Source organism: Methanosarcina mazei S-6, from assembly GCF_000970205.1.
Taxonomy (GTDB): Archaea; Halobacteriota; Methanosarcinia; order Methanosarcinales; family Methanosarcinaceae; genus Methanosarcina; species Methanosarcina mazei.
Genome location: NZ_CP009512.1, coordinates 1,593,256 through 1,616,907 on the forward strand (window position 1 = coordinate 1,593,256; position 23,652 = coordinate 1,616,907).

Consider the following 23,652-nt stretch of genomic DNA (forward strand, 5'->3'; position numbering starts at 1 on the left):
TAATCGACCCTGAAAAATCTCCTTATAATGCTGCAAAAATCACGGGTTTTTCAATTTCTCTTTTTTTACTTTATCTTAACAAACATGTGCAGGGGAGATTTAAGCAGACCGCCGGCAGGAAAATCATATTTTAACTGAATTGAATTGAAAATAAGAAATCTCCTTTCTTGTTCAACATCCAGATATTATAAGCTTCAAATCTAATTTCATTTATATAACTGTCATTGTAATGACGATATTTATAGCTAAAATCATCATTATGATGAAAGATATAAATACTCAAGACACAAATATTCCCTTATGAAGCATCTCATGAAAATGTGGAATCCCTGGTGGATAGAAAGAAAAGTTCCAGCTTCCAAAAAGAGGATCTCACGCCCAGAGACTCTTGAAACAATCCTGAAGCTTCTGGATATCAGAGAGGTTATCTGCATCACCGGAGTCAGGAGATGTGGGAAGTCGACTATAATGTACCAGGCAATAGACCATCTTATAGGAAAAGGGGTGGAACCTGAGAATATCCTTTACTTCAACCTCGATGAACCTTTTGAAGACAAAAGCATAGGGCTGCTCGACAGAATATTTGGGGAATACATAGAGCTGCATGTACCGAAAGGGAGAAAATATATCTTCCTTGATGAAATCCAAAATGTAAAAGATTGGGAACAGTGGGTCAAAAAGTTCTATGATCTTCATGGGGAAGATATCAAGTTTGTGCTTACGGGTTCGAACAGCAGCATGCTCTCCGACCAGCTCTCTATTCTTTTGACCGGGAGGATGATCACACAACATGTATTCCCCCTTTCATTTAAAGAATATCTGGATTTTGAGAGTTTTGAATTAAAAGACCCTGACATTCAGAGAAACGAAATTCTGCACTATTTTAACAAATATCTCTTTAAAGGAGGTTTTCCCGAAGTTGTCCTTGAAAATGATATGGACATCAATCACCTTCGGCTAACTGAGTATTTCAACAGTATCCTCCTGCGGGACATAGTGGTGGGTCGGAATATCCGGGAAAGTGCAAAACTGATCGAACTTGCGAATTATTCCTTATCAAATGTATCAACTCTCCTGAGTTATTCAAAAATCTCGAATGCCACCGGGCTCTCAGTCAACAGCTTGAAAGAATACCTGCTTTTTCTGGAACAGGCCTACCTAATATACCAGTTGAACTTCTTTTCATACTCAGTCAAAGATTCAATCTCAATCAAAATGCCCAAAAAGGTCTACTGCATTGATAATGGGCTTCGAAATTCAGCGGCATTCACCTTTTCTGCTGACGAAGGAAGGCTTGCAGAGAACCTGGCTTTTGTAGAGTTGAAGCGAAGAAAAGTAGAGTTTTTTTACTGGAAAGAAAAAAGAGAAGTAGATTTTGTCATCAAAGGCATAGACGGAGCGCTAACAGGTATAAACTGCACCTGTACAGATCACATAAGACAAGGAGAAATCAATGCTCTTCTGGAACTCAAGGAACAGTTTGGTGAAAAAGTTTCCAGGTTAATCTTGCTTACGAAGAATCTCGAAAAAAAGGAAAATGATATCAGTTATATTCCTCTCTGGAAATGGGTTCTCGGAACCAGATTATCGAAATGATCAGTGTTCTGATGACTTCCTTAGTCCATAATTCCCCTAAAAAGACAGTACTTGAATCGAAAAATCCCCCCGGAAGAAAAAAGAATCGCTTAATCCAAAGAAGCCCTGCAAAGTGCCCCTTATAATGTGTAAAATCACAAGTCTTTCAGTTTCACTTTTCTCATCTTAATCTTAACAAACGTATTCGGGGTAAATTTAAGCAAGACCATCGGCAGGAAAAAATATTTCAAATGAATTGTTCATGGGCAAAGATTTTCATTTCTTATTCAGTGGTTCAGTTTCGGATAGACCCTCCGAAAATATGACTCAATTAACAGGTTTTCACTTTAATTCGAAAACAACCACTCTAGTCAAAAATATACTGATAACACTTGAAAATAGCCCAGGGCAAAACCTATCGATAAAAGTAAAACTGATTGTCCCGAAGAAGATTTTATCAATCTGCAAAATTTCTGGATTATGAAAAAATATATTCTGGATCTAAGTTACATTAAAAAAGTGGAAAAGAATGAGTATTAATATAAACTCAGTTAAACTATAACACTTAGTATCTGTCTTCTCTTGGTTTCCTGTGTTTAGGAAGACATTCTCTGCAGTAAACCGGTCTTTCCGGATCAGGTTTGAAAGGTACTTCGGTTTCAACACCACAATCAGAACATTTTGTCTTGTGCATTTCCCTTGGAGCTCCGAAACCTCCGCGGTGGCTGTCTCTTCCCCTACTTCCTCTGTCATTAAAGGCCATTTTGTTTCACCTTTGGTTTTTAGTTGTTGTTTATTGCTGAAAAATAAGATTGTATACGACTCTTTGGTTAAAAACAAAAATTGGTTTTTAACAACAGATTGTTATACATCTTTTTATTTTCAATATATCTACATGGCATTTAAAATATATAACTATTTCTATAATTATAAAAAAAATACATTCTTTTAATTGAGAGAAAATTTTGTGATCAGGGTTTATGAGCAGACAAAATGCATGAAATTCCAATTCTGGTTGATTCTCTAATAAAGCAAAATTATCAGCACTGCAAAGTACCCTTATAAAGTTACAAAAATTATGTTTTTTTAATTTCACTTTTCTTAACATTGTCTTACAGACGTATTCGGGGTGGGTTTAAGCAGACCACCGGCTGGAAAAATATATTTCAATTGAATTAGTTATGAAAGAAGATTTTCATTTCGTATTTAGCGGTCCAGTTTTGGATACTTCTAAATGTTTAAAACTGGAAAATGGTTAAAAAAATATTAGAATAAAGACACTTAATTTCAGTTTCTAATGGGTTTATACCTGTTTTTTTGAATTTTAAATTGCCATATCGGTCTCAGAATTAGGAGTTTATAACAGGTAATATCCATTTTACCAAAATTGTGAGAATAGCAAATATAATAATAAGCCAAATTACCCAACCGGGTAAATTTTCGGGTGTGTCAACCATAATAACAGATATTTCAGAATCATATAAAAAGACATATAGATAGATGACTCCAACTTACCTTTTTCGAATCAATTTTGAGTTACCTGGAAAGGATAAGGAGAAATTTTTCACCTCTTATTAACGATCTATTTTCTGGTTAGTTTCTTCAGTCCCTAATTAACTTGACAAAGTCTCTTGAATCTAAAAATCTCCCTGAAAGGTAAAGGATCGCTCAATCTAAAAAAGCCCTGAAAAGTTCCCCTTCTAAATTTACAAAATCAGAGGTTTTTCAGTTTCGCTTTTCTTAACTTTATCTTAACAAACGTGTTCGGGGTAGATTTAAGCAGACTGCCGGAGGGTAAAATATAATTCAACTGGATTGCATTGAGAAAAGATTTCGTTTGTGTTCAGAAGTTTGTTTCTTATAGCTACTTCTTATTCTTAATTTTTCAGAAAAAATAAGAAATGTATTTATATTTTGCTCCAGTTAGTAAGAATCAAATATAGTAATTTCATACTTCTGCTTGAAAATCAGGTTCTTTGTTTTTTCTGTAAAGCAGGGGGTTAACTCTCTTATCTTTTGAAAGTAAGAGAAACCTCAAGTTGGATTGATAATGATTTATCTCTGCCAGAATGTCTGTTAAGATTCAAGAAGGTGAACGAAAATGAGTAAAGGTGAACGAAAATGAGTAAAATTGACTGGGATTCTCCTGAAGGTGCCGAAAGGTATGACCGAAACTGTGATCACCAGTTCCAGAAAGGACATGTACTGATAGAAATGATGGGAATAAAGAAAGGCGATTTCGTGCTCGACGTTGGCTGTGGAACAGGGAGGCAGGCCCTGAATGTCGCTGGAATTATTGGACCGGCTGGCAAACTCACGGGGATCGACCCTTCTTCATATCGGATTGAGCTTGCACGAAAAAAGTTTGAGGGAGATTCATCCGGCAATGTCCGTTTTCTGGTAAGACAGGCTGAGAATCTCCAAGACATACCGGATAACTCGATAAACCATGCATATTTCTGCTCCTCATTCCACTGGGTTGATGATAAGAAAACTGCCCTTAATGAAATATTTCGGGTGCTCCGGCCAGGAGGCAAGGTCGGCATGACAACACTTGACAGAAACAGCCCCAACACGATGAAGGCGCTGATAGACCCCATTCTTGCAAAATTTGGCATTGAAAGGCGTCATGAATGGCACAGGGGTATGAAAAAAGTAACTGCGCCTGAACTCCACGATCTGCTTTCAGGAGCCGGCTTTACCAGCATCTCAATAGAGCCAAGAGCTGTCCCACGGAAGTATAATTCTCCAGAAGAGTTTTTGCAGCACCCGGAAGAGAAGGACAGCTCCAGGGGGATTTTAAGGGACATTTCCAACGAGACCCTGGAAAAGCTCAGACAGGAAATTACTGAAGAATTCAGGAAAGCTCAGACTCCGGAAGACATTGGTTTTGGAAATATTACGCTGTTTGCAATCGCAACAAAAGCGCAAGAAGGGATTTAAAGGGATATAAAATAAATAACAGGGATTTCACCAGGTCTTTCACGGCTTAGAGATTATCCGAAAAGTAGTTACCTACTATAATTTTACAATATTCAATATTCAATATTCAAAATCAGAATGGATGCTCTGATGTGAATGGATACTCTGATGTGAATGGATACTCTGATATTATAAATCTATTATGGTTTTTCAACACGCATGTTGACCTTTCGGATAGGCTATGAAATGAAAGCTTTTCTTGACCCTTTATTCATTTTGAAAACAACACTTTAATCAGAAAAACTCCCTCCGAAGAAAAAGAATCGCTTAATCTAAAGAAGCCCTGCAAAGTACCCCTTATAAAGCTGCGAAAATCACGGGTTTTTTGGTTCCCCTTTCTTAACATTATCTTAACAAATGTATTTGGGGAAGATTTAAGCAGACCGCCGGCAGGAATAATATATTTAAAAAAAGATAAGAAATAATGATAAGTTTCAGCATTTTTTCATAACAATATAATGCTAAAGTACGAAGCATGTAAATAAGTCATCGGCTATAGAACCTAGCATGCAGCAATGGAGAAATGCTTCTCAGAAAAGTAAAATGTAGATTTTAGGCGTCTTTTTTCAGACACCTCTTTTAGATACCTGTTTTATCAGGCATCCTTATCGATACCTTTAAATCAATACTTAAGATAGCCTTTCCGCTCAAGCCATTCTACCTGGGGCCTGGTGTATTTCCAGGTAACTTCGGCTTTGGAGTCCTGAACTTCCCAGGGATTGGCTATTACTACATCACCTTCGCGGATCCACATTCTCTTTTTTTTAGAGCCCGGAATCCTTCCCATGCGGACAACTCCGTCCATGCACTGAAGTGTCACTCTTTTCGAGCCGAGTAAACTTGCAACCGTTGCCAGAACTTCATTTCTGTCCTTGCGAGGGACTCGTACTCTTGATGTTTCAGGTTTATCTCCTGAATTTACTGGTTTATTTGATCCCGCCTGTCTCTTTCTTACAATACTTCTGTAGTTTGCCAGGTAATTCCTCCTTTGAATATTTCTATTGATTTATTAAGTTTTAAATTGAATAATTCGTACCGGTTCTGTTCTCGATGCTGGTTTGCTCTTATCCTCCTGCCTTCATCAGGCAGAAACAGGTAAAGAAATGAAGAGAATAAACCAAAATAACAAAAAGAAAAGATGAATCAGGCATTAATGTAAAATTAAATTACAAAATTAACAATGCCTGATGCAGATTATCTTCAGAATTTCCTGTGTTTAGGAAGACATTCCCTGCAGTATACTGGTCTGCCTTCGGTAGGTTTGAACGGTACTTCAGTTTCAACGCCGCAATCAGAACAGGTAACTTTTGTCATTTCCCTTGGTCCGCTGTTACCGCGGAAACCTCCGGAATTTCCCCTGAAATTTCTGTCATTAAAAGCCATTTTCGTTTCACCTCCACTTGTAGTGGATATTTATAAGTGGATATTTATAGTTTTAAAAACAAGATTGTATATTCCCTAGATTAAAAACGAAAATAGGTTTTTAATAACAGATCATACGTCTCTTTATTTTCAACACATACAACATACAGTCAAGTTACATAAAAGTACCTATATAAAAAAATTACACTCTCTGTTTCCAAATGACTTTCAAATGACTCTCAAATGACTCTCAAATGACTCTCAAAAGGGAAAATCCTCTTTAAATTAGTTTAAAGAGACTTTACAGAGAAGGCAGCAGTCCACTTATTGATAATATACCTTTTAAACCATAATTGCTTGAAAATTTTCACTATCTTTGAGATGGCTGTTTTTAAGTCGAAAATTACAGATCACATGACTTATTGGCTCTGTGAAGTAATCCTGCTTAAACTGCAAAAGGTTACAGGTAAAAAGTATATTTCGTATCCAGGGTAGGCCTGAGAGAGACCTAAAAAAAGTAGAAAAGAAATAAGTGTTGATGTAATTCAATTACACAAACAATATTCAGTATCTGCGGTTTTCTCTGGGAGTCCTGTGGTTAGGAAGACAATCCCTGCAGTAAACCGGTCTTTCTGGATCTGGCTTGAAAGGTACCTCTGTCTCAACATTACAGTCAGAACAGGTAGCTTTGTGCATTTCTCTGGGCGCGCCGAAGTTAGAATTTCCTCTGAAGTTTCTGTCATTAAAAGCCATTTTTGTTTCACCTTGTTTTAGTTTTTGCTGTTTGTTTGAAAATAAGATTGTATAGAACTCTTTGATTAAAAACAAAAATTGGTTTTTAATGGCAGATTATTATACGTCTCTTTATTTATCAACACACATACGTGGCACTTAATATATATAAATCTATTTATGAAATAAGATATACAGCGAAATTATATGCAAGTATATCCTGAATGAAGTTGTAACAATCGAAGATTAATATTTTTATTTTTGAGGAGGAAAAATTTGTTCTGGGATGATGTTTATAAGGGCACGCCACCATGGGATCTCGATCACCCTCAGCCTGCTTTTGAAGCCCTCATAAAAAATGGAGAAATCAAGCCTGGCCGAGCTCTTGATATAGGGTGTGGCAGAGGCGAAAATGCGATAATTCTGGCTATGAATGGCTGTGATGTCATCGGTATAGATCTTGCTGAAAACGCCATCTCCGATGCAAAAGCGAAAGCTACAGAGCGACATGTTAAGGTAAAATTTGTCGTTGAAGATGCCTTACAGATGAACCGGCTTTTCGAGGAAGGCGAGTTCGATGTCGTCATAGATTCCGGATTATTTCATGTGATGATGGATGAGCAGAGACGTGTTTTTGCGCAGCAGGTGCACAGGGTGCTGAGGGAAGGCGGCAAATATTTCATGCTCTGTTTCTCTGATAAGGAACCGGGAGAATACGAGCTGCCCAGAAGACTCTCAAAGGCTGAAATAGAGAGTACTTTTTCACCTGTTTTTGATATAACATATATCAAAGAAGCTGTTTTCGATTCACTGCTCAGTCCGAGTCGCAGAAAAGCCTACCTTTTATCGGCTACAAGAAGTTAATTGGGAAAAAAATTTTTGCTAAAACACCGGTAAATTGTACAGTTAACCAGCTCTTCAAATGTACTCCTAAATTCACAAAGATCAGCTAAATCCGCAAAGATTAGATAAATCCGCAAAGATCAGCTAAATTCACAAAGATCAGCTAAATCTGCAAAGATTAGATAATACTGACCAATTAAACAGGAATATCTCTTTTTACCCACCCAGTGTAATATCCTGTTTTTGATAAAATTCCAGTGCTTTGAATAAGTGTTCTGGCTTAAAGTCCGGCCACATTTCGTCAACCACATATATGTCCGAATATACCGTTTGAACCGGTAGCATTCCACTGAGTCTACATCTTCCTCCCCAGCGAATAAGCAGGTCTACTCTTGGAATTTCTGCTGATGCAATATTCTCTATCATTTTTTTACCGTCAGGGGAGTTATCATATGCATATGTTAAATCCCAGTACCAGCCATAATTTATCAAAAAATTTATCTTTATTTTACCTTTTCCAACTTTGGTTCTCTTTGTATATTCAAGCAATTCTTCTGGAAATATATCCGAATTAGTATTCCCCACCACAAGTATTTCAGCATCACGTTTTGCAATTTCCTGAACTGATTTTATACAGGCATCTGTAAACGCTTTTCTCTGAATTTGAGGCCTTTTTGTATTATCCTGAGTAAACCCAAAAAAAGTAACTTCGCCTATTCCTATTTTTACGCAAATATCGTATACTTCCAGGCCCGGGATTATTCCACTGCTGTATCCTTCATGTTTTTCCAGCCCTCGAGCCAGAGCCCATCTCCTGTTGCCGTCCGGTATTATAGCTATGTGCCTGGGCAGTCTTTTAAATTTTGGTATATCCAGAAAATATCCCCCTATTTCTTTGCTTAAAAATGCTATAAATAACCTTCACCGGAACCGGACAACAAAACCTATGAAAAATATGATTTGTAACTGCTCAGAGTATAGTTAACGGCGCTCCTATGAGCGCCGCACGAATACCCTCTAAAACAGGTAAACCGTTCTTTTTTCCTGTAGAAATGTACGCCCTAATTCTGCAGAAAGCTTGCGCTCCCATTGCTTTTCTGAAAGTTCCCGATATTTTCTGCTGTAGTTTCATCATCCTGATATCTCTTTCTGCCTGATTATTATCAAATGGAACTTTCAAATCTGTCAGGAATCTCAGAATCTTTTCTTTGTGTTCTATAAACCTATCCAGCAGATTCCTTGATTTTGTTTTTGGATTTTTACCGCGTTTTCCCTGTTTTTCAGGATTTAGAGAATGCGGATTTTCTTCAAGCGCTCTAATGATAATTGCATCAAACCTTTCTTCCAATGCTTTAATTTGCTCAAAATCAGGTTCTCTTAATTGCTCTTTACACTCATCAGTGTATTTCTTCATCTCAGTGAGCAGTTCATTCATCTCTTTAGCCCATGTCTGTTTATAGTTCTCTTCAATTCCTGTAAGTTCTCTCTGTAAATGAGCGTTACACAGAGCATGATCACAATCATAAACGTTGTAAGGTTTCCATCCATCATGAACTGCTACTCCCTTAAACTTCGGAAGAATTCCCATAGCATCTATTGCTTCTGCTCCTCTTTTTGTATGAGCAAAATAACATGTGTATTTTTCATTAGAAGCTACATGAAGCCAGTGTCTTTTTCCTTCAATCTTCATACCAGTTTCATCAAAATTGATTACAGGCGAGGCTAATAACTTCTCTCTAATAACGTTTTCAAATTCCTCTAAATTCTGGAAACATTCTCTTTCTGCTCTAATTATCGTAGCAGGACAGATTTTTATTCCCATAATGTCTTCAAATAACTCAGAAATTCTATCATAAGGAACAAACTGGTAATTTTTACAGTAAATAGCTGAAGCTAAAATATTAGGGCCATACTGAACCGGATATTTCACTGATTCGGGAAAAACGGCTTTATTCAACTTTCCACAACAAGGACAGGTTTTAATCTGACTTTTATGTTCTGTAACAATTAGATTTACGGGAGGAATGTCAAAGACCTGTCTTCTCTCATAAGCTTCAACTTCAACATTCTCAAGGGTAGATCCGCATTCTTTGCAGCAGGTCAAAGAATGTTCTATTACCTACTCAGGATGATCAACCATATCAAGAGTCGTGCCTGGATGACCTTCCTGACCTCCAGGTTTCTTCCCGCTTGGTTTACGCAGACTCTTGGGATTAGGTTTCTCTTTGACAAAATAATCAGTAGAAGGAGGTCGACTGCTGTTACGACTGTTTTGATTTAAACGAGATTCTAAGGCTACAAGTCTTTCAGTGAGTTCTTTAACTTGAGATTCTAAACTCTCAATGTAAGCTACAATAATTTCAGGATTTGAAGCACAGTAAGAAAGAATCTCATCACGTTTCATAAAGCTAAAAAGGAATCATTTTATATCCAATTTTTCCTCGGAACGAGGAAAAATGTGTAGCCTCGTTAAGGCTACCTGAATAGTTACTATGATTTAACTGTATGGCGATGAAAGAAGATTTTTCATATATCGATTAAAAAAGTACTTTTAACTAAAATATCAACTGCCTGTGCATCCCGCTAAAAAAATATTTGGTATTAGTCGGGTATCAGGAAGATTATTTTAGTTTATCACCAGAGTTATACTAATCATAAACCCGCTCAAAACTTCAAACCATCGTCTGTTATAGTGATATTATTGTTTCCGATAAAAATGGTATCGTGCACGTTCACGCCGTTTATGGTTTGCCTGGGAGTATCGTTTATTTCCACCTTACGGTCAGTAATAAAGATTTTCTTACCTTCTGCATAAAAAGTTCCGCTTACTGCAACATATCCATCTTCTGTAATTCTGGCATTAAAAACGACATCGCCGTTTTCTTTTCCTGTTAATGTGAGGCCTTTTTCATTTTCGATTTCTCCCTGCAAGTCAAAATTTTCGTTAATTTGGGTGAACTCATTTCTATCGATTTTTGCAATAAGTTCGGAATCTTTATCCCGGATTTCAGCTGTTAGAATCAGACCGTCTTCGGAGTTTTCCAGAGTAAACAGGGGAGTTCTGTCTCCGGTGTCCCTGTCCTGATACGATACCGTGTACATCTGGTCTGCGTACACATTTGATCCAAAAATCAGCATATAATCTTCATGAGTCATGTGGTTTCGCCTGCGAATTTTTACACATTTTACTGGTATGCTTATATAAAACGCTTCTCAACAGGTTTTTATTGCAAAGAATTGAATACAGTAGTAATTAAAGGACTTTGATTAAAAGATGCTCTTTTTATGATTCTTTCCATGATTATTTGTATGATGTGTGATTCACCTGAGAAACGTTCCTTTGATCCAAACAGTCTTTGCTGTGAAAAAGATCCCTTACCTGAAATTAAATCCAGTTGCAAAATCCCCTTTATATCTGACAGTTATCTATTTTCTTCAGCCTTTTTTAATTCTTTAAAAAGCCACCGAAATACTGAGGCAGGCTGCAACAATGTGTCAGGTTAAAGACTCACCAGTGTTTTGAACCCCCCATATGACATGCGCCTGTAATCAAACAGATCATATTCGCTGGTTTCCATCATTTCTTTCATTCTCGGGTCATTCATAACTGCTTCATTTACTTTGTCTCTCTGCTCTTTTGATTCGTAGACAATCCATGAGAAAATTACGGTTTCTTCTTCAGAGGCATTAACTACTTTTTTAAAAGAAACCAGTTCTTCTATGTCCAGGTCGTCCCCTATACATTCGTAATACTCTAAAGCGCCAAGATCTTTCCATATCTGACTTGATTTTTGGGCAATTTCTCTGTATTTGTTTACCTTGTCTTTAGCGATAGGAATCAAAAATCCGTCCACGTACTTTTCCATATTTTTTCTCTCCTTTTACTTTTGTATCTCTTATTCTGAATTTTTTCTTATTTTGAGCTTCATGGAAATCTGTATCAGGAGGCACAGTTTGTCCCTGATAATTTTTTCTTTCCTGCCTTAAAGGATAATTTTACAAAAATCTTTATGGATCAGTTTATAAGAAAGGTTCGATTTATAAGAAAGGTTCGATTTATAAGAAAGGTTCGATTTATAAGAAAGGTTCGATTTATAAGAAAGGTTCGATTTATAAGAAAGGTTCGATTTATAAGAAAGTATCAGCCTGTAAGAAAATATCAGCCTGTAAGAAAGCATCAGCTTTTAAGAAATATACTGCTTTCTTAAAAGTTGTCCCGGCTGGCAGCCTGAATATAATTAACAATAGGTCATGAAAAGTGTTCTATCTTTATCTGTAAAAACCCGGTATGTTTCTATTTATAGCTCCCTGTAAAAAACATCTTCGCTAAACAAATATCTTTATTAAATTCTTTTGTTCTACTATTTCAGGTATATTCAAACTCTTCCTGTTCCGTCACAGTTTAAGCAGCTGTTAAACCCTTCTCCGCCGCAAAGGGGACATTTTTCCCATCCCATTTCGTTTTTAATCTCTTTCCATGTCCTGCCTGCCCCTTCACAGTTCCAGCATTTTTCTTTTCCAAGACCTTCACAGTTACGACAGATGTCGCTCATAATCTACCCCCAATTTTCAGTAAATACTGGTGTTTAAGGTTATACGCATTTGAGTTAAGATGCAGTTAAAACTATGATTATTTTTATCATTGCCGTTCAATATTAAAGTTGTTTGGAAACAATCTTCCTGATGATTTCTTTCTTTTGTGAGTATTTGAGGAATATTTGAAGAATATTTGAGGAATAAATCTGCTCTTTTTGTAATACAGACTTATAACTGAACTTTTATGCCCTGTAGAGTCAGGAAAATCAGCACTATATCATCATTTACATGTCAGCTGTCCGCAAACAATCAAAAAATAATATAGAATTATAAGTCAATGACAATATTAAAAAATTAATAGTGATCTTTAATAGTCAAGACAGGTATTTAAAGGCAGGTATTTAATATCTATACATATATAAAAAAACTGATGAATCTATAAAAAAACTGATGAATCTATAAAAAAAGCCAACAAACAAATTAAAAAGCTAATAAATAAATTAAAAAATTAAAATATTAATAAAATTCTCATGATTTAAGAAGGAGATTGGATAATAACAGATTTTCCCATTTCTGTCTTACCTGATCTCCTAAAAACACCCACCAGCTTTTTTATCATGCATTGTATTCAGGCAGAAGCTTCCTTGTTCAGGATATAGCCTACCATTCCCGGGTTAAGCTTGCTTTCCCTTGCAACCTTTTTCTCAATTTCCTCTGCGGTTTTTCCTTCGTTCTTCATTTCTTTTATTTTCTCGATCACTGAGGACGGAATTTCGTAATATTCGTTTATATCTTTCCTGTGTCCCCACACATCTCCCTCAAGGAGCTGGACTCTCTGCATCTGAAGGAACATCTCTATGGACCTTGAAACTGTACGCATGTATGATTTGGGTAACTGGATAACCTCAATCTTCGGGCAGGTTTCAACCAGTCCGAAGATGTCCTTGTTAGACGGCCTGAAAGCCAGGTGAACAATACGCTCATTCGGATTAAGTGTAAAAATTTCTTCCCTTGAACTGACAACTCTTATTCTCATATTTTTTCCCCCACTCTAAAGTTATTTCTTGATTAAAGTTAATCTTTTAAGTTGATTTTCTTTTAGGTTATTTTCTTTTAGGTTGATTTTTGTATCTAATTTCTTCAGATTTAAGATATTTAATAAATTCTACTGTTCATTATGAATTCGAATCTATTTATGCAGACGCCACGGAAGAAACTTTATCTTTCTTGACTTTTCCCTGAGCTGCTGAAAGACATTCAAGTGTGCAGTATATTGCTTTTTCTTCCACTTTTTTTAAGACTACAAACTCACTTCCACAAATTGGACAGGTTTTTCTTACATACTCCATATACATCACCACCTGTTTTTCTCTCCCAACTGTTAAGTTCTTTTTTGATTGTACTTTGATATTAAGTAGATCTACTTCTTATAAATAGTTATCTCATTGAACTAATATTATTTAGATAGTATTTCGTGACTACTGGTAATATTAGATTTGTTGAATCAACTAAAGAAACAATAGGCTGGAGAATAGTGGTTTTCAGATTTTTCCTATTTTTCACTTCATTTAATATCTATTATACTCACTTTCATTTTGATATTTCTTCCAATGATTGGGTTAATTATCTTCTTCACTGATTTTGTAAGTTTCAGGCTTTAATCAGTGCCTCTATAAAATTAGATTTGATCCTGTAGCTTCATGAGTTCCCTGAAAGACTTTCAGATAAGAAGCATAAACAGTCCTGATAGGGCAGTGGCAGGACGAAAAATGGTGATAAAAAAGGTGAATATTTAATCGAAGATTTAACCGGAGATTCACAGCAATTTCTATCCTCATTTTCTACTGTTTTTTAAAATGATCAGATTTTCTTACTGGTTGTATTCCAGTATTTATGTCATGTATATATTTTTATCTCGCTTTCTACAGAAATCCAGTCCATGCCATGTTATTGGACTGATAGTTTTTTCTGGTAATTTGACAGTTCTTTCCCGGAAGCATGGAATCTTAACATAAGCTATAAGAATCTTAACATAAGCTCTAAATATCTTTGCTTTCCATGATTTATCTGATTTTCATGGCTGACAGATCACACCCTCGCATAAGAAGTGAAAATATCGCCGGAGCACTTTTATTTGCTGCAGGAGTGCTGGCTTTCATGGGAATAATAACGGCTGAGACTCTTTATCCCGGATACAGTACAGCCCAGAATGCAATAAGCGATCTTGGTGCAACCGTGCCCCCTGACAGTATTATTATAGAGCCTTCTGCAACCATTTTCAATACTTCAATGTTAGTTTCAGGACTTTTGATTACTGCCGCTGCTTATTTTATTCACCACGCATTCAGGAAACAGTCTGTTACTTTACTGACAGTTCTTTTTGGAGCAGGCGTGCTGGGCGTGGGGGTCTTTGATGGGAGTTATGGTGATATCCATGCCATTTTTGCCCTTCTCGCTTTTCTAGCAGGCGGGTTATCAGCAGTTGTGAGTTCCAGGATACAGGGGGCGCCGTTGAATTATTTTTCAGTATTACTTGGAGGAATCTCACTTTTAGACCTTATTCTTTATTACATCATGCTGGATGCAAGCCCCTTTGCGGTCCTGGGCATCGGTGGGCTGGAGAGATGGATCGCATATCCAATCCTTCTCTGGGTAACTGGTTTTGGCGGATACCTGATGGGGTATTCACGTCCATAAAATCATTAAAACTATAATCAGCTAAACCTATAACAGAAATTTGATTTTCCGGTGTCTCAATTAACTTGAAGCTTTATTTGAAAATTCAAACACCTGGCTACTATAAGTTATATTTTTTTGTAATTTATACTGCATGTTTTATTTTATTCTGGTTAATAATAATTATTCGAATAGCGTATATTTATTATGCGTCTGGTTCAGGTACTTATTCCTGTGGGGAAGAGGCAGCCTGTGCTGGCAGTTCTGGATGACGAGGGAATAGACTATGCCGTATGGGGCGAAACAGGAAGAAAGGACTTTGAGGCCCTTGTTCAGTTTCCAGTCCCTCCTATTGGCGTGGAACCGGTGCTTGAGAGGTTGCGCAAAGCCGGGGTCAGCGAAAACACTTATACAATCGTCCTGGCGCCTGAAACTGTAGTCTCGACCCGCATCGAAGCTCTGAAGCAGCGTTATTCCGGATCCCGAATCTCAAGGGAAGAATTAACTGCGCGCGCAGAGGACCTTGCACCCGAAACTTCGACCTATATTGCATTTCTTGTCCTGAGTACGGTTATTGCAACCGGCGGTCTCCTGCTCGATTCGGCTGCAACAATTATCGGGGCTATGGTTGTGGCTCCGCTTATGGGGCCTGCCATATCTGCGAGTGTAGGGACTGTCCTCGATAACAGGAAACTTGCTTCCAGAGGGATAAAGATGCAGGTGGGAGGGCTTCTGCTTGCAATTGCGATAGGTGCACTGCTTGGAGTACTTCTGAAAGAATCCATACTTTTGCCTCCCGGTCTCGATATTCGTGAAATCCCACAGGTCGCCGAAAGGACAAGCCCTAACTTTCTGTCCCTTTTCCTTGCCCTGGGGTCAGGCATAGCAGGCGCTATCAGTATAATACGGGGTTCAGGGTCTGCTCTTGTAGGGGTTGCAATTGCGATCGCTCTTGTCCCTCCGGCTGCAACTTCAGGGCTGGGAATCGCATGGGGGCTTTCCGGAGTGGCAATTGCAGCTGCCGTGCTTGTGCTTGTTAATCTGCTTGCAGTTAACATCTCAGCTCTGATAATGCTCTGGATTTCCGGTTTTCGCCCGGAAGGAACAGAAGCAGCCGGACGTGCTCGTTCTTCTGTGATATCGCATACTGTTTTCCTTGCCCTTTTAATTGCCTTACTTTCCGTAGCTCTCGGGCTTGTTACGTATACTTCCTTCCAGGCAACCCTTGTAGAACAGGAAATAAACGGAGAAATGACAGCCATGTTTCAGGAACCCGAATATGCAGAAATGGGTCTGACACTTGAAGGGGTTACAGTTGACTATATGCCTGCAGATATCCTCTTAAATAAACCTGCAAAGATCTCTGTTCTTGTAGGCCGTAGAGCAGGCCAGGAGGTCCCTCCTGACATAGCCCGCAAAGCGAACATGCGCCTGACAGAATCTACGGGCAAAGATATCATGATCAGAGTTGGTTTCGTAGAAGCACAGAGCTTCCCATAATTGCCTTCTTATAATTAAATTCTAACTTTTATTAGTCTGTATTTTTACCTGAAAATTCTAGCTTCTTGCTGCTGCCTGTTTTATTTCACCTTCAATTATAATAATATATCCAGAAAACGTATTTTTGTTATGCGTCTGGTTGAGGTACTTATCCCGGAAGGAAAGAAAGATTCTGTACTGTAAGCTCTCGACAGCGAGGAGATTGACTACGCAGTATGGAACGAGACCGGAAGAGGAGACTTTGAAGCTGTTATCCAGTTTCCCGTGCCTCCTGTCGGAGTCGAACCTTTGCTTGAAAAGCTGCGCAAGGCAGGAATTAGCGAGGATACATATACGATTGTCCTGTCACCGGAGATGGTGATTTCGAAGCGGATCGATGTCCTGAAAAAACGCTTTCCTGACCAGCGGATTTCCAGAGAAGAGCTCATTGCGCGTGCAGAAGATCTTGCCCCTCCTGCCTCAACATATATCGCATTTCTGGTGCTGAGCACGGCTATTGCAACCGGCGGTCTCCTGCTCGATTCGGCTGCAACAATTATCGGGGCCATGGTTATAGCTCCTTTAATGGGACCTGCAATCTCTACAAGTGTAGGTACAGTTGTTTATGATCGGAAGCTTATTACTCGCGGGTTAACTCTGCAGGTGGCAGGCCTTTTGCTTGCAATTGCAGTAGGTGCCTTTATCGGCTTTCTGATCACGGAATTAGGCATGATGCCGCCAGGAATAGATATCCGCGAGATTTCACAGGTAGCTGAGCGCACAAACCCAACCTTCCTGTCTCTATTTCTTGCTCTGGGATCCGGTATTGCAGGTGCCATAAGTATCATAAGAAATGCAGGGTCTGCTCTTGTAGGGGTTGCGATTGCAGCTGCCCTTGTCCCTCCCGCAGCAACTTCAGGGCTTGGGTTTGCGTTTGGGCTACCTGCTGTAGCGATTATTTCTGCGGTTCTGGTGCTGGTGAATGTGCTTGCTATCAATATCTCCGCTCTTATCCTTTTCTGGCTTTCAGGCTTCAGGCCCCTCGGATCTTCGGCTGTAGGCAGAGCCCGTAAAGCTGTGGTCTTGAATATTCTGGTGCTCGGAGTAGCAATAGCAATACTTTCAACTGTACTCGGGCTTGTAACCTATGTATCCTCACAAACCGCGCTTATAGAACAGCAGGCAAAAGCAGAAGTATCAGTTATGCTTAATGAATCCGAATATGAGGATATGAGACTGGTCACTGAGAGTGTAGATGTCAGTTATAGACCTGCGGACCTGATTTTAAATGAACCTGCAAGGGTAACAGTCATTTTATATCGCAGGGCAGGTCAGGAACTGCCCCCGGGTATAGCTCAGAGGATTGATGACCGCCTGACAGAGTTTACAGGCAGAGAAGTCAGGGTCAGGGTAGGGTTCATAGAAGCTCAGCAGACCACTTGAAAACTCTTTATAGCTCTAAAAAAATTGAAAAAATCAGCTCATCAATAGTGTCAGACTTTCAATAGTGTCAGACTTTCAATAGTGTCAGACCCTGTTCACATCCTTTAAATAAACAACATCGTGACATAACTTTTTGATCAAATTTTTCTCGTGGCTTACGACCAGTACTCCGATATTCCTCTCTTTAACTATCTCCAGAACCGTGTTCCATATCTGAGCCTGAGTAATAGCGTCCAGCATCGTGGTTATTTCATCCGCTATTAAAAATTTAGTTTCAGACCCCAGAGCTCTTGCAAGTGCAAACCTCTGAAGCTCTCCTCCCGAAAGCTCATTTGGCCAGCGGTTAAGCCAGCCTTTTTTTATCCCGAATGAGTCCAGAATCTCCTGCGGAACGTTATGTCCCTCATTTAAAATATCTTTCATTTTCCATTTCGGGTTTACAGCCTTTTCCGGATGCTGGAATATGAGCTGGACAGGGTTATATCCTTTTGATGGAATTTCTTTTCCGTCGAGGCTTACTTTTCCCTGATATTTGTTTTCATAGCCAGCAAGGATTTTACACAGGGTTGATTTTCCACTTCCGCTGTCTCCTACAAGGCCCAGAACCTCACCGCTTCTTAAAGACAGACTTACATTATCTAAAACCAGACTGTTTTTTTTGTATCCGAAACTTATATTCTCGCATTTAAGATACATTATTGCACCTCACAATTCCTCCATTGACATTTTGAAATTGAGGAATGCCTTTAGAGCAGAGTTCGTTCTTTTTTGAGCACCTGTCGTAAAAAATACATCCGTCAATAACTTCATCCTGCATTGGCTGATGCCCTTCAATTGCCTGGAATTTATTCTGGGGAAGTGCATTCCAGAGTGCCCGGGTATAAGGATGCCTTAAGTTCTCACCATCGTTTTTGAAATCTGCAGCATTGGCTACTTCCAGGACTGTGCCTGCATAAAAGACGGCAATTTTATCGGAAATCTTTAGCGCTGCCTCTATATCATGAGTTATAACTATTACTGCACAGCCTTTATTTGCCATGTCTTTTAAGTAATACAGCGTCTCATTCAGAGTCTTTTCATCCAATCCAGGGGTGGGTTCGTCTGCAATTACAAGCTTTGCAGAGCCTATTACTGCAGTGGAAACCAGGACTCTTCTGGTCATCCCGCCTGAGAGTTCATGAGGAAACATTCTTTCAACATCCGGTTTTAAGCCGTATCTCTGAAAGATTTCCCTCTGGAGCTTCTTCATCAATCCTGCTTTTTCTTCCTCCACACACCCTATTACCTGATCTGAAACCCTCATTAAAGGGTCCAGATAAGTTACGGATTGGGGAACCAGGGCTATTTCTTTACCCCTGATTTCTTCTTTCTTTTCCTGAGTAAGCTGCATGCCATTGTATTCAATTTTTCCATTAAGTATCGCGTTAGGAGGCAAAATTCCTAAAATAGCATGGGCAAGAAGGCTTTTCCCGGAACCGCTTGATCCCACAACAGCCAGTATTTTTCCTCTATAAGCCTCTATACTTAAATTGGAAATTACTTTTAGCTCGGTCTGTCTGAGCCCTGAGGTGTACTGGATAAAGGAGAGTGAGAGATCTTTTACTTTTAACAGGGCTTCAGTTTTCCTGCTTTCTTCAGCATTATTCTTAGCTTTATTTTTCATGTTCCCACCTTTAGATTGAAATTTTCACATACAACTCATTCATGAGCAGTTTTCGGATCAATTATTTTTCCCAGATTGTCTCCTATCATGTCAAATGCCAGAACCACAATCAGGAGTGATAACCCTGGGAAAAATGCAAGCCACCAGTATCCTGCGGAAAGGTATTTCATAGACTCTGATAAAATGATACCAATTGCCGGTTCGTGAGGGGAAAGCCCAAATCCAAGGAATGTGACCGAAGCTTCGTGCAGAATAGCATGAGGAAACATCAAAATAGTGCCAAGCAATATCTGCGGAATTAAATGGGGTAGAATGTGTTTTGTGGCTATCCACCATTTTGATTTTCCAAGGTTTTTCGAAATATGGATGTATTCCTGGGTCTTGAGCTGCTTGATCTCTGCTCTGACCACCCTTGTCAGGCTTGTCCAGTGCGTTAACGCAACACCCATAATGACTCCATAAGCTCCTCCTCCGAGTCCTATGGAGATAAGAATTATCAAAAGAAGGTGAGGGATCGAAAGAAACAGGTCCACCAGCCAGGAAACAAAGGAATCTACAGCTTTCCCTGCACTTGATAGAAGGCCCAACACTACAGCCAGTACAGTACTGATTGTAGAAGCAAAAGCTCCGACCAGAATGCTTAAACCAAGCCCCTTGACGGTACGTATAAACATGTCCCTTCCCATCCAGTCTGTCCCAAACGGATGTTCAGCTGAAGGGTTAAGGTTTTTAGAGCCAAAATCGGTCTTCAAGGAATCTTCATCCATAGTGACACTTGAAACCACTATCGTAAGCAGCAAAAGTGATGTCAGACCTATAATCAGCAGGGTCTTCTGTCTCAGGTTCAGTCCCCGGAATACTCCTTTGTTAGCTGTTACAACAGCAGTGCTCATAATCCAGCCTCCTCTATAATGTTCATACTGTTGCCTCCTGCTGTTTTATTCTGGGGTCAACGAATTCGTAAATAGTGTCAGCAATCAGGTTTCCGCAAAAGACAAATATAGCACTGAAAATGACTACCCCTAAAAGCAGAGGCACATCAGATCTCAACCCTGCTGCTACTGCTGCCTGTCCGATTCCAGGATAGGAGAATACCTGCTCAACAAGAACTGCTCCTCCGAACAATTCGCTGAACCCTAAAAATTGCAGAGTAATTGCAGGAAGTGCAACGTTTCTTATCCCATGTCTTAATACCAGGTCCAGCCCTTTTTCACCTCTTGCTTTTGCGAATAACACATAATCGCTGGAAAGAACTTCGATTAGTTTTTCCCGGGTAAACATTGCAATCTGGGCTACTCCCAGTAAACTCAGGGTCAATGCAGGGAGAATTAAATGCTGTATCCGGTCAAAAAAAGTTACATTTTCAGCCGTAACCCCTATGGGTACACTCAGGCCTATCGGGAACCACCCCAGACTTACAGAAAATACCATTAGCAGAACCAGTGCCAGCCAGAATGTCGGGGTGGCTGCCAGCACGTAACAGTAAGTTTTTATTGCTCTGTCAATCCATGTGCCCTTATTCATTCCTGCCACTATGCCCAGGATGAAGCCCAGCACTCCTGAAAACAGCCATGAAGTTGCCATAAGGACAAAAGAGGCCATAGCTCTTTCTTTAATCACATCGGCAACAGGCATCCGGTAAATCAATGATACCCCAAAATCCCCTTTGAGAATATTTCCTGCCCAGTTCAGGAATTTTTCCTGCGGAGGAGTATTGACTCCCCAATATTCTTCAAGTTTGGCTTTATGCTCTTCACTGACTGTCATTTCTCCTATATAGGCTCTAACAGGGTCTATGGGCGAGTATTGAATAAGCATGAAACTTACAAAACAAACTACAGCAAGAAGACTTACCAGCCTGAGTATTTTTTTTCCTGCAAAACTCGCTATTTTTTCGGTATCCGGCACACTCTTCCCTCATTATTGTTACTTGATAATAAACTTACTTCAGGATTATTGCAATATTTGTTATTATTTCAATTAATATTCTTATCCATAGGTTGAAATAGATTCTCCAGGTATCTTACATTTGTACTCTCAGTTATGGCTGTAAATAAAAAACGCACATGATATTCTTCGAATAACATGCCCATAAAATGAAAGTACTTGAGAGCACTTTCATGCCAAATAAAAAGGGGGATTCAAAGCGCAGTTTATTAAAGTGGCAGAATCTCTCACTTTAATCAGCATTTATTTCTAATCGCCATTTGCTTTGAACCATTTCTCTTTTTTTAGTATCACTCATTTCTGAGCTGTATCTGTTGCACTTGTCCTTGTCCACTCGTAGATGTTTCCTAAAATATCTGACCCGGCATTTTTCTCCGGGGTTCCCATATCTATGGTTTCATCCACCGCGTAGAGATAGTCCATTGTTACAAGCCACAGCCATGTTGCATCCGCGGAAGGCCCAAAACCGGTATTTCCATCGTATGCAGCTAACTTCCAGTTTTCAATAGCCTGTTCCTGGTCTGAAGTTCTCAAGGCTGTTTCCAGATACCCGTCCACAAAAGGGTTGCTGTAAAGGCCAGGGTTTCTGTATGTATCATCGGCTTCTTTAGTATGGTATTGCTGGTACAGATTGAAAGTATCTATACTGCTGTAGGCGTATAAAACCGCTGAACTGTACTGGTTTGCGTATATTTCATCCCAGTTTGTGCCGACAAGGTTTATTTTTATACCTAATTTTTTTGCCTGCTCGCTTACGGCTACTGAAAGAGCCTGCCTTGTCTGGTCAGAGGAAGAGTAATACAGTTTAAATTCTGCTTTAGTTCCGTCTTTTTCCCGGATTCCGTCGCCGTCTGTATCTTTCCAGCCTGCATCTTCAAGTATTTTTATAGCTTCTTCAGGTTTTGAGTCTTTTATCCTGGCTTCGGGGTTTCCAAATGTTCTCTGGTCTACTCCGGTGTATTCCACATCCCCTTTTCCGTATATTACTCCGTCAAGTATGGCTTTTCTGTCAATTCCCGTGTTCAAAGCTTTCCGGACTGCGATATCTGCAGTTACATTGTTGCCGATCGTGTCTCCAGTAAGGCTTTTTTTGCCGGTATTGTTCTGCATGGGGAAAGAAACTCCGAATGCCCTTGAGGAAGGAAGCGAGATTATATCATAGCCGTTTATGGACTGGTTTGCATGGGTAATATCGATTTCAGCTATGTCAACATTGCCGGACTTTGCAGCTGCAAATGCAGTATCCTTGTCCAGGAATAACATGGTTATTTTTTTGAAGTACGGCTTCTGTCCATAGTAATTGTCATTAAGTTCAAAGATCGCCTGCTGACCTTTGTCCCACTGTACCAGTTTGTACGGGCCTGAACCGATCGGGCTGGCTCCATAGGTTTCTTTTTTATAGGCATGCTCAGGCACAATCCCAACATACCTGAGTCTCCATATGAAACTGGACTGGGGCTCTTTTAAATTGAATTCAACAGCCGTATCATTTACTGCCCTGGCATTTTCAAGGTTACTCATGTCGAGTTCGGAATTACTTCCAATTGCAGTATTGAATGTAAATGCAACGTCTTCAGCTGTTAGCTTCTCTCCATCCGTGAATTTGACATCATCTCTTACATTTACAGTCCATGTCTTCCCGTCAGGACTGGCAGAATAACCTGTAGCAAGGTCATTTATGATACCGCCTTCATCATCTGTTTTGAAGAGGGTGCTCTGTATTAATGGCTCAAAATTCACATGACCGCATCCCCATCCGAGAAGAGGGTCAAACCCTGTTTCCGGTTCTCCTGTATGTGAATACACATTTACTACCAGTTCATCGGAAGCCCTGGAAGTCGAGCTGGCTGATACAGAACCTGACTCTGAGCCTGATGCAGAACCCAGTTCGGAATCATCCGTTGGGCTGGATACGCAGCCGGACATGGAAGTGATAATACCAATAATTGCTATAATTACGATTAATGTCCCCACAGACAGATGTTGCTGGTTTTTCTTGATCGGAACTCCTCCTGATATATTAGTATCCTGAATACTCTCGACTGAAACTCATAGCGGTTTTCTATGAATCTTTATTGAAATAACGAGAGTTTTTTGAATAATATTTGTACAGGAAATCTGTAGAAGTGTTACTTTTTCTTAAAGTAATGTTAAATGGAACTAAAACCAATTTTTTCTATAAGTACTTTACCATAAATATGTAATATTTAATCTAAATTTTAGAAAATTTAGTAACACTAAATATAAATTCTTAATTCTTGCTGAGTTTTTTGGTAAGTATTCTATGAATAAAAAATATAATTTTTTATTATCAAAAGCAGGGAGTATCGACAGTTTAATTTTTATCTCAGTATTAAACGATTTTGATCCTGTCTATTGAATGAAGATAGTCTCCCCGAATAACCTGTAAAAAT

At 39.2% G+C, this 23,652-nt stretch carries 21 protein-coding genes and 1 pseudogene; 6 read left to right on the plus strand and 16 right to left on the minus strand.

Translation table 11 applies throughout. The features are described from left to right. The first annotated feature begins 300 nt into the window (after window positions 1-300). Entirely contained in the window at window positions 301-1,596 is a 1,296-nt protein-coding gene (locus MSMAS_RS06930) for an ATP-binding protein (protein ID WP_011031974.1), read from the plus strand. 544 nt (window positions 1,597-2,140) lie between these two features. Here the strand turns inward: MSMAS_RS06930 and MSMAS_RS06940 are convergent. After that, window positions 2,141-2,338 carry a CxxC-x17-CxxC domain-containing protein gene (locus tag MSMAS_RS06940; protein WP_015410804.1) on the minus strand — a complete coding sequence of 66 codons (198 nt, stop codon included), beginning with the start codon at window positions 2,336-2,338 and terminating at the stop codon, window positions 2,141-2,143. Window positions 2,339-3,696: 1,358 nt separating this feature from the next. On the opposite strand from MSMAS_RS06940, the gene MSMAS_RS06945 reads away from it, so the two are divergent. Further along, window positions 3,697-4,518, plus strand: coding sequence for a class I SAM-dependent methyltransferase (locus MSMAS_RS06945; protein ID WP_011031972.1), 822 nt, complete (start codon window positions 3,697-3,699; stop codon window positions 4,516-4,518). 661 nt (window positions 4,519-5,179) lie between these two features. Here MSMAS_RS06945 and eif1A read toward each other — a convergent pair. The 3 genes from eif1A to MSMAS_RS06960 form a co-directional block, all read right to left on the minus strand. Further along, complete coding sequence (eif1A, locus tag MSMAS_RS18135; RefSeq protein WP_080503005.1) at window positions 5,180-5,515, minus strand: translation initiation factor eIF-1A; 336 nt, start codon at window positions 5,513-5,515, stop codon at window positions 5,180-5,182. A gap of 242 nt (window positions 5,516-5,757) precedes the next feature. Then, entirely contained in the window at window positions 5,758-5,940 is a 183-nt protein-coding gene (locus MSMAS_RS06955; protein ID WP_015410803.1) for a CxxC-x17-CxxC domain-containing protein, read from the minus strand. 543 nt (window positions 5,941-6,483) lie between these two features. Continuing rightward, window positions 6,484-6,672, minus strand: a complete 189-nt coding sequence (locus MSMAS_RS06960; protein WP_015410801.1) for a CxxC-x17-CxxC domain-containing protein — start codon at window positions 6,670-6,672, stop codon at window positions 6,484-6,486. Window positions 6,673-6,927: 255 nt separating this feature from the next. On the opposite strand from MSMAS_RS06960, the gene MSMAS_RS06965 reads away from it, so the two are divergent. Next, a complete protein-coding gene (locus MSMAS_RS06965; protein WP_015410800.1) occupies window positions 6,928-7,515 on the plus strand; it encodes a class I SAM-dependent methyltransferase in 588 nt (195 codons plus the stop codon). Between the two features lie 195 nt (window positions 7,516-7,710). On the opposite strand, the gene MSMAS_RS06970 is transcribed toward MSMAS_RS06965, so the two are convergent. The 7 genes and pseudogenes from MSMAS_RS06970 to MSMAS_RS19195 all read right to left on the minus strand — a co-directional run bounded on the left by MSMAS_RS06970 (window position 7,711) and on the right by MSMAS_RS19195 (window position 13,379). Then, entirely contained in the window at window positions 7,711-8,406 is a 696-nt protein-coding gene (locus tag MSMAS_RS06970; RefSeq protein WP_320414840.1) for an undecaprenyl diphosphate synthase family protein, read from the minus strand. 58 nt (window positions 8,407-8,464) lie between these two features. Further along, window positions 8,465-9,898: pseudogene (locus MSMAS_RS06975) on the minus strand (IS66-like element ISMma14 family transposase). Window positions 9,899-10,158: 260 nt separating this feature from the next. Further along, the gene (locus MSMAS_RS06985; RefSeq protein WP_011031968.1) at window positions 10,159-10,650 is read right to left on the minus strand and encodes a hypothetical protein; all 492 of its coding nucleotides are present in this window, start codon (window positions 10,648-10,650) and stop codon (window positions 10,159-10,161) included. A gap of 344 nt (window positions 10,651-10,994) precedes the next feature. After that, complete coding sequence (locus MSMAS_RS06990; protein ID WP_011031967.1) at window positions 10,995-11,360, minus strand: DUF1428 domain-containing protein; 366 nt, start codon at window positions 11,358-11,360, stop codon at window positions 10,995-10,997. A 510-nt stretch (window positions 11,361-11,870) separates the two neighbouring features. Next, on the minus strand, window positions 11,871-12,047 hold the full coding sequence (locus MSMAS_RS18715; RefSeq protein WP_015410796.1) for a molecular chaperone DnaJ: 177 nt from the start codon (window positions 12,045-12,047) through the stop codon (window positions 11,871-11,873). Window positions 12,048-12,658: 611 nt separating this feature from the next. Beyond that, window positions 12,659-13,066: a DUF1699 family protein gene (locus MSMAS_RS07000; protein WP_011031966.1), complete on the minus strand. Its 408-nt coding sequence runs from the start codon at window positions 13,064-13,066 to the stop codon at window positions 12,659-12,661. Window positions 13,067-13,223: 157 nt separating this feature from the next. After that, on the minus strand, window positions 13,224-13,379 hold the full coding sequence (locus MSMAS_RS19195) for a hypothetical protein (protein WP_015410794.1): 156 nt from the start codon (window positions 13,377-13,379) through the stop codon (window positions 13,224-13,226). Window positions 13,380-14,088: 709 nt separating this feature from the next. On the opposite strand from MSMAS_RS19195, the gene MSMAS_RS07005 reads away from it, so the two are divergent. From MSMAS_RS07005 to MSMAS_RS07015, 3 genes are all read left to right on the plus strand, one after another. After that, window positions 14,089-14,727, plus strand: coding sequence for a DUF998 domain-containing protein (locus MSMAS_RS07005; protein WP_230633354.1), 639 nt, complete (start codon window positions 14,089-14,091; stop codon window positions 14,725-14,727). Between the two features lie 186 nt (window positions 14,728-14,913). Beyond that, window positions 14,914-16,206: a TIGR00341 family protein gene (locus MSMAS_RS07010; RefSeq protein ID WP_011031964.1), complete on the plus strand. Its 1,293-nt coding sequence runs from the start codon at window positions 14,914-14,916 to the stop codon at window positions 16,204-16,206. 264 nt (window positions 16,207-16,470) lie between these two features. After that, window positions 16,471-17,628: a TIGR00341 family protein gene (locus MSMAS_RS07015; protein ID WP_011031963.1), complete on the plus strand. Its 1,158-nt coding sequence runs from the start codon at window positions 16,471-16,473 to the stop codon at window positions 17,626-17,628. 84 nt (window positions 17,629-17,712) lie between these two features. On the opposite strand, the gene MSMAS_RS07020 is transcribed toward MSMAS_RS07015, so the two are convergent. From MSMAS_RS07020 to MSMAS_RS07040, 5 genes are all read right to left on the minus strand, one after another. After that, window positions 17,713-18,324, minus strand: a complete 612-nt coding sequence (locus tag MSMAS_RS07020) for an ABC transporter ATP-binding protein (protein WP_011031962.1) — start codon at window positions 18,322-18,324, stop codon at window positions 17,713-17,715. Further along, a complete protein-coding gene (locus tag MSMAS_RS07025) occupies window positions 18,314-19,291 on the minus strand; it encodes an oligopeptide/dipeptide ABC transporter ATP-binding protein (protein ID WP_011031961.1) in 978 nt (325 codons plus the stop codon). Before MSMAS_RS07025 ends, MSMAS_RS07020 begins: the two co-directional genes overlap by 11 nt. A 35-nt stretch (window positions 19,292-19,326) precedes the next feature. Then, window positions 19,327-20,184: an ABC transporter permease gene (locus tag MSMAS_RS07030; RefSeq protein WP_011031960.1), complete on the minus strand. Its 858-nt coding sequence runs from the start codon at window positions 20,182-20,184 to the stop codon at window positions 19,327-19,329. Between the two features lie 22 nt (window positions 20,185-20,206). After that, window positions 20,207-21,199, minus strand: a complete 993-nt coding sequence (locus MSMAS_RS07035) for an ABC transporter permease (protein ID WP_011031959.1) — start codon at window positions 21,197-21,199, stop codon at window positions 20,207-20,209. A gap of 333 nt (window positions 21,200-21,532) precedes the next feature. Then, window positions 21,533-23,212 (minus strand): ABC transporter substrate-binding protein, encoded by a 1,680-nt coding sequence (locus tag MSMAS_RS07040; RefSeq protein WP_155395352.1) that lies wholly within the window; start codon window positions 23,210-23,212, stop codon window positions 21,533-21,535. Window positions 23,213-23,652: the final 440 nt, after the last annotated feature.

What these genes read in the sequence shown, in the direction of transcription:
- MSMAS_RS06955 (WP_015410803.1), bottom strand. Translation starts at nt 5,940, where the DNA reads ATGGCTTTTAATGACAGAAATTTCAGGGGAAATTCCGGAGGTTTCCGC.
- MSMAS_RS07030 (WP_011031960.1), bottom strand. Translation starts at nt 20,184, where the DNA reads ATGAGCACTGCTGTTGTAACAGCTAACAAAGGAGTATTCCGGGGACTG.
- MSMAS_RS07000 (WP_011031966.1), bottom strand. Translation starts at nt 13,066, where the DNA reads ATGAGAATAAGAGTTGTCAGTTCAAGGGAAGAAATTTTTACACTTAAT.
- MSMAS_RS18715 (WP_015410796.1), bottom strand. Translation starts at nt 12,047, where the DNA reads ATGAGCGACATCTGTCGTAACTGTGAAGGTCTTGGAAAAGAAAAATGC.
- MSMAS_RS06940 (WP_015410804.1), bottom strand. Translation starts at nt 2,338, where the DNA reads ATGGCCTTTAATGACAGAGGAAGTAGGGGAAGAGACAGCCACCGCGGA.
- MSMAS_RS06990 (WP_011031967.1), bottom strand. Translation starts at nt 11,360, where the DNA reads ATGGAAAAGTACGTGGACGGATTTTTGATTCCTATCGCTAAAGACAAG.
- MSMAS_RS07005 (WP_230633354.1), top strand. Translation starts at nt 14,089, where the DNA reads ATGATTTATCTGATTTTCATGGCTGACAGATCACACCCTCGCATAAGA.
- MSMAS_RS07010 (WP_011031964.1), top strand. Translation starts at nt 14,914, where the DNA reads ATGCGTCTGGTTCAGGTACTTATTCCTGTGGGGAAGAGGCAGCCTGTG.
- MSMAS_RS06985 (WP_011031968.1), bottom strand. Translation starts at nt 10,650, where the DNA reads ATGACTCATGAAGATTATATGCTGATTTTTGGATCAAATGTGTACGCA.
- MSMAS_RS19195 (WP_015410794.1), bottom strand. Translation starts at nt 13,379, where the DNA reads ATGGAGTATGTAAGAAAAACCTGTCCAATTTGTGGAAGTGAGTTTGTA.
- MSMAS_RS06930 (WP_011031974.1), top strand. Translation starts at nt 301, where the DNA reads ATGAAGCATCTCATGAAAATGTGGAATCCCTGGTGGATAGAAAGAAAA.
- MSMAS_RS07025 (WP_011031961.1), bottom strand. Translation starts at nt 19,291, where the DNA reads ATGAAAAATAAAGCTAAGAATAATGCTGAAGAAAGCAGGAAAACTGAA.
- MSMAS_RS07020 (WP_011031962.1), bottom strand. Translation starts at nt 18,324, where the DNA reads ATGTATCTTAAATGCGAGAATATAAGTTTCGGATACAAAAAAAACAGT.
- MSMAS_RS06945 (WP_011031972.1), top strand. Translation starts at nt 3,697, where the DNA reads ATGAGTAAAATTGACTGGGATTCTCCTGAAGGTGCCGAAAGGTATGAC.
- MSMAS_RS06960 (WP_015410801.1), bottom strand. Translation starts at nt 6,672, where the DNA reads ATGGCTTTTAATGACAGAAACTTCAGAGGAAATTCTAACTTCGGCGCG.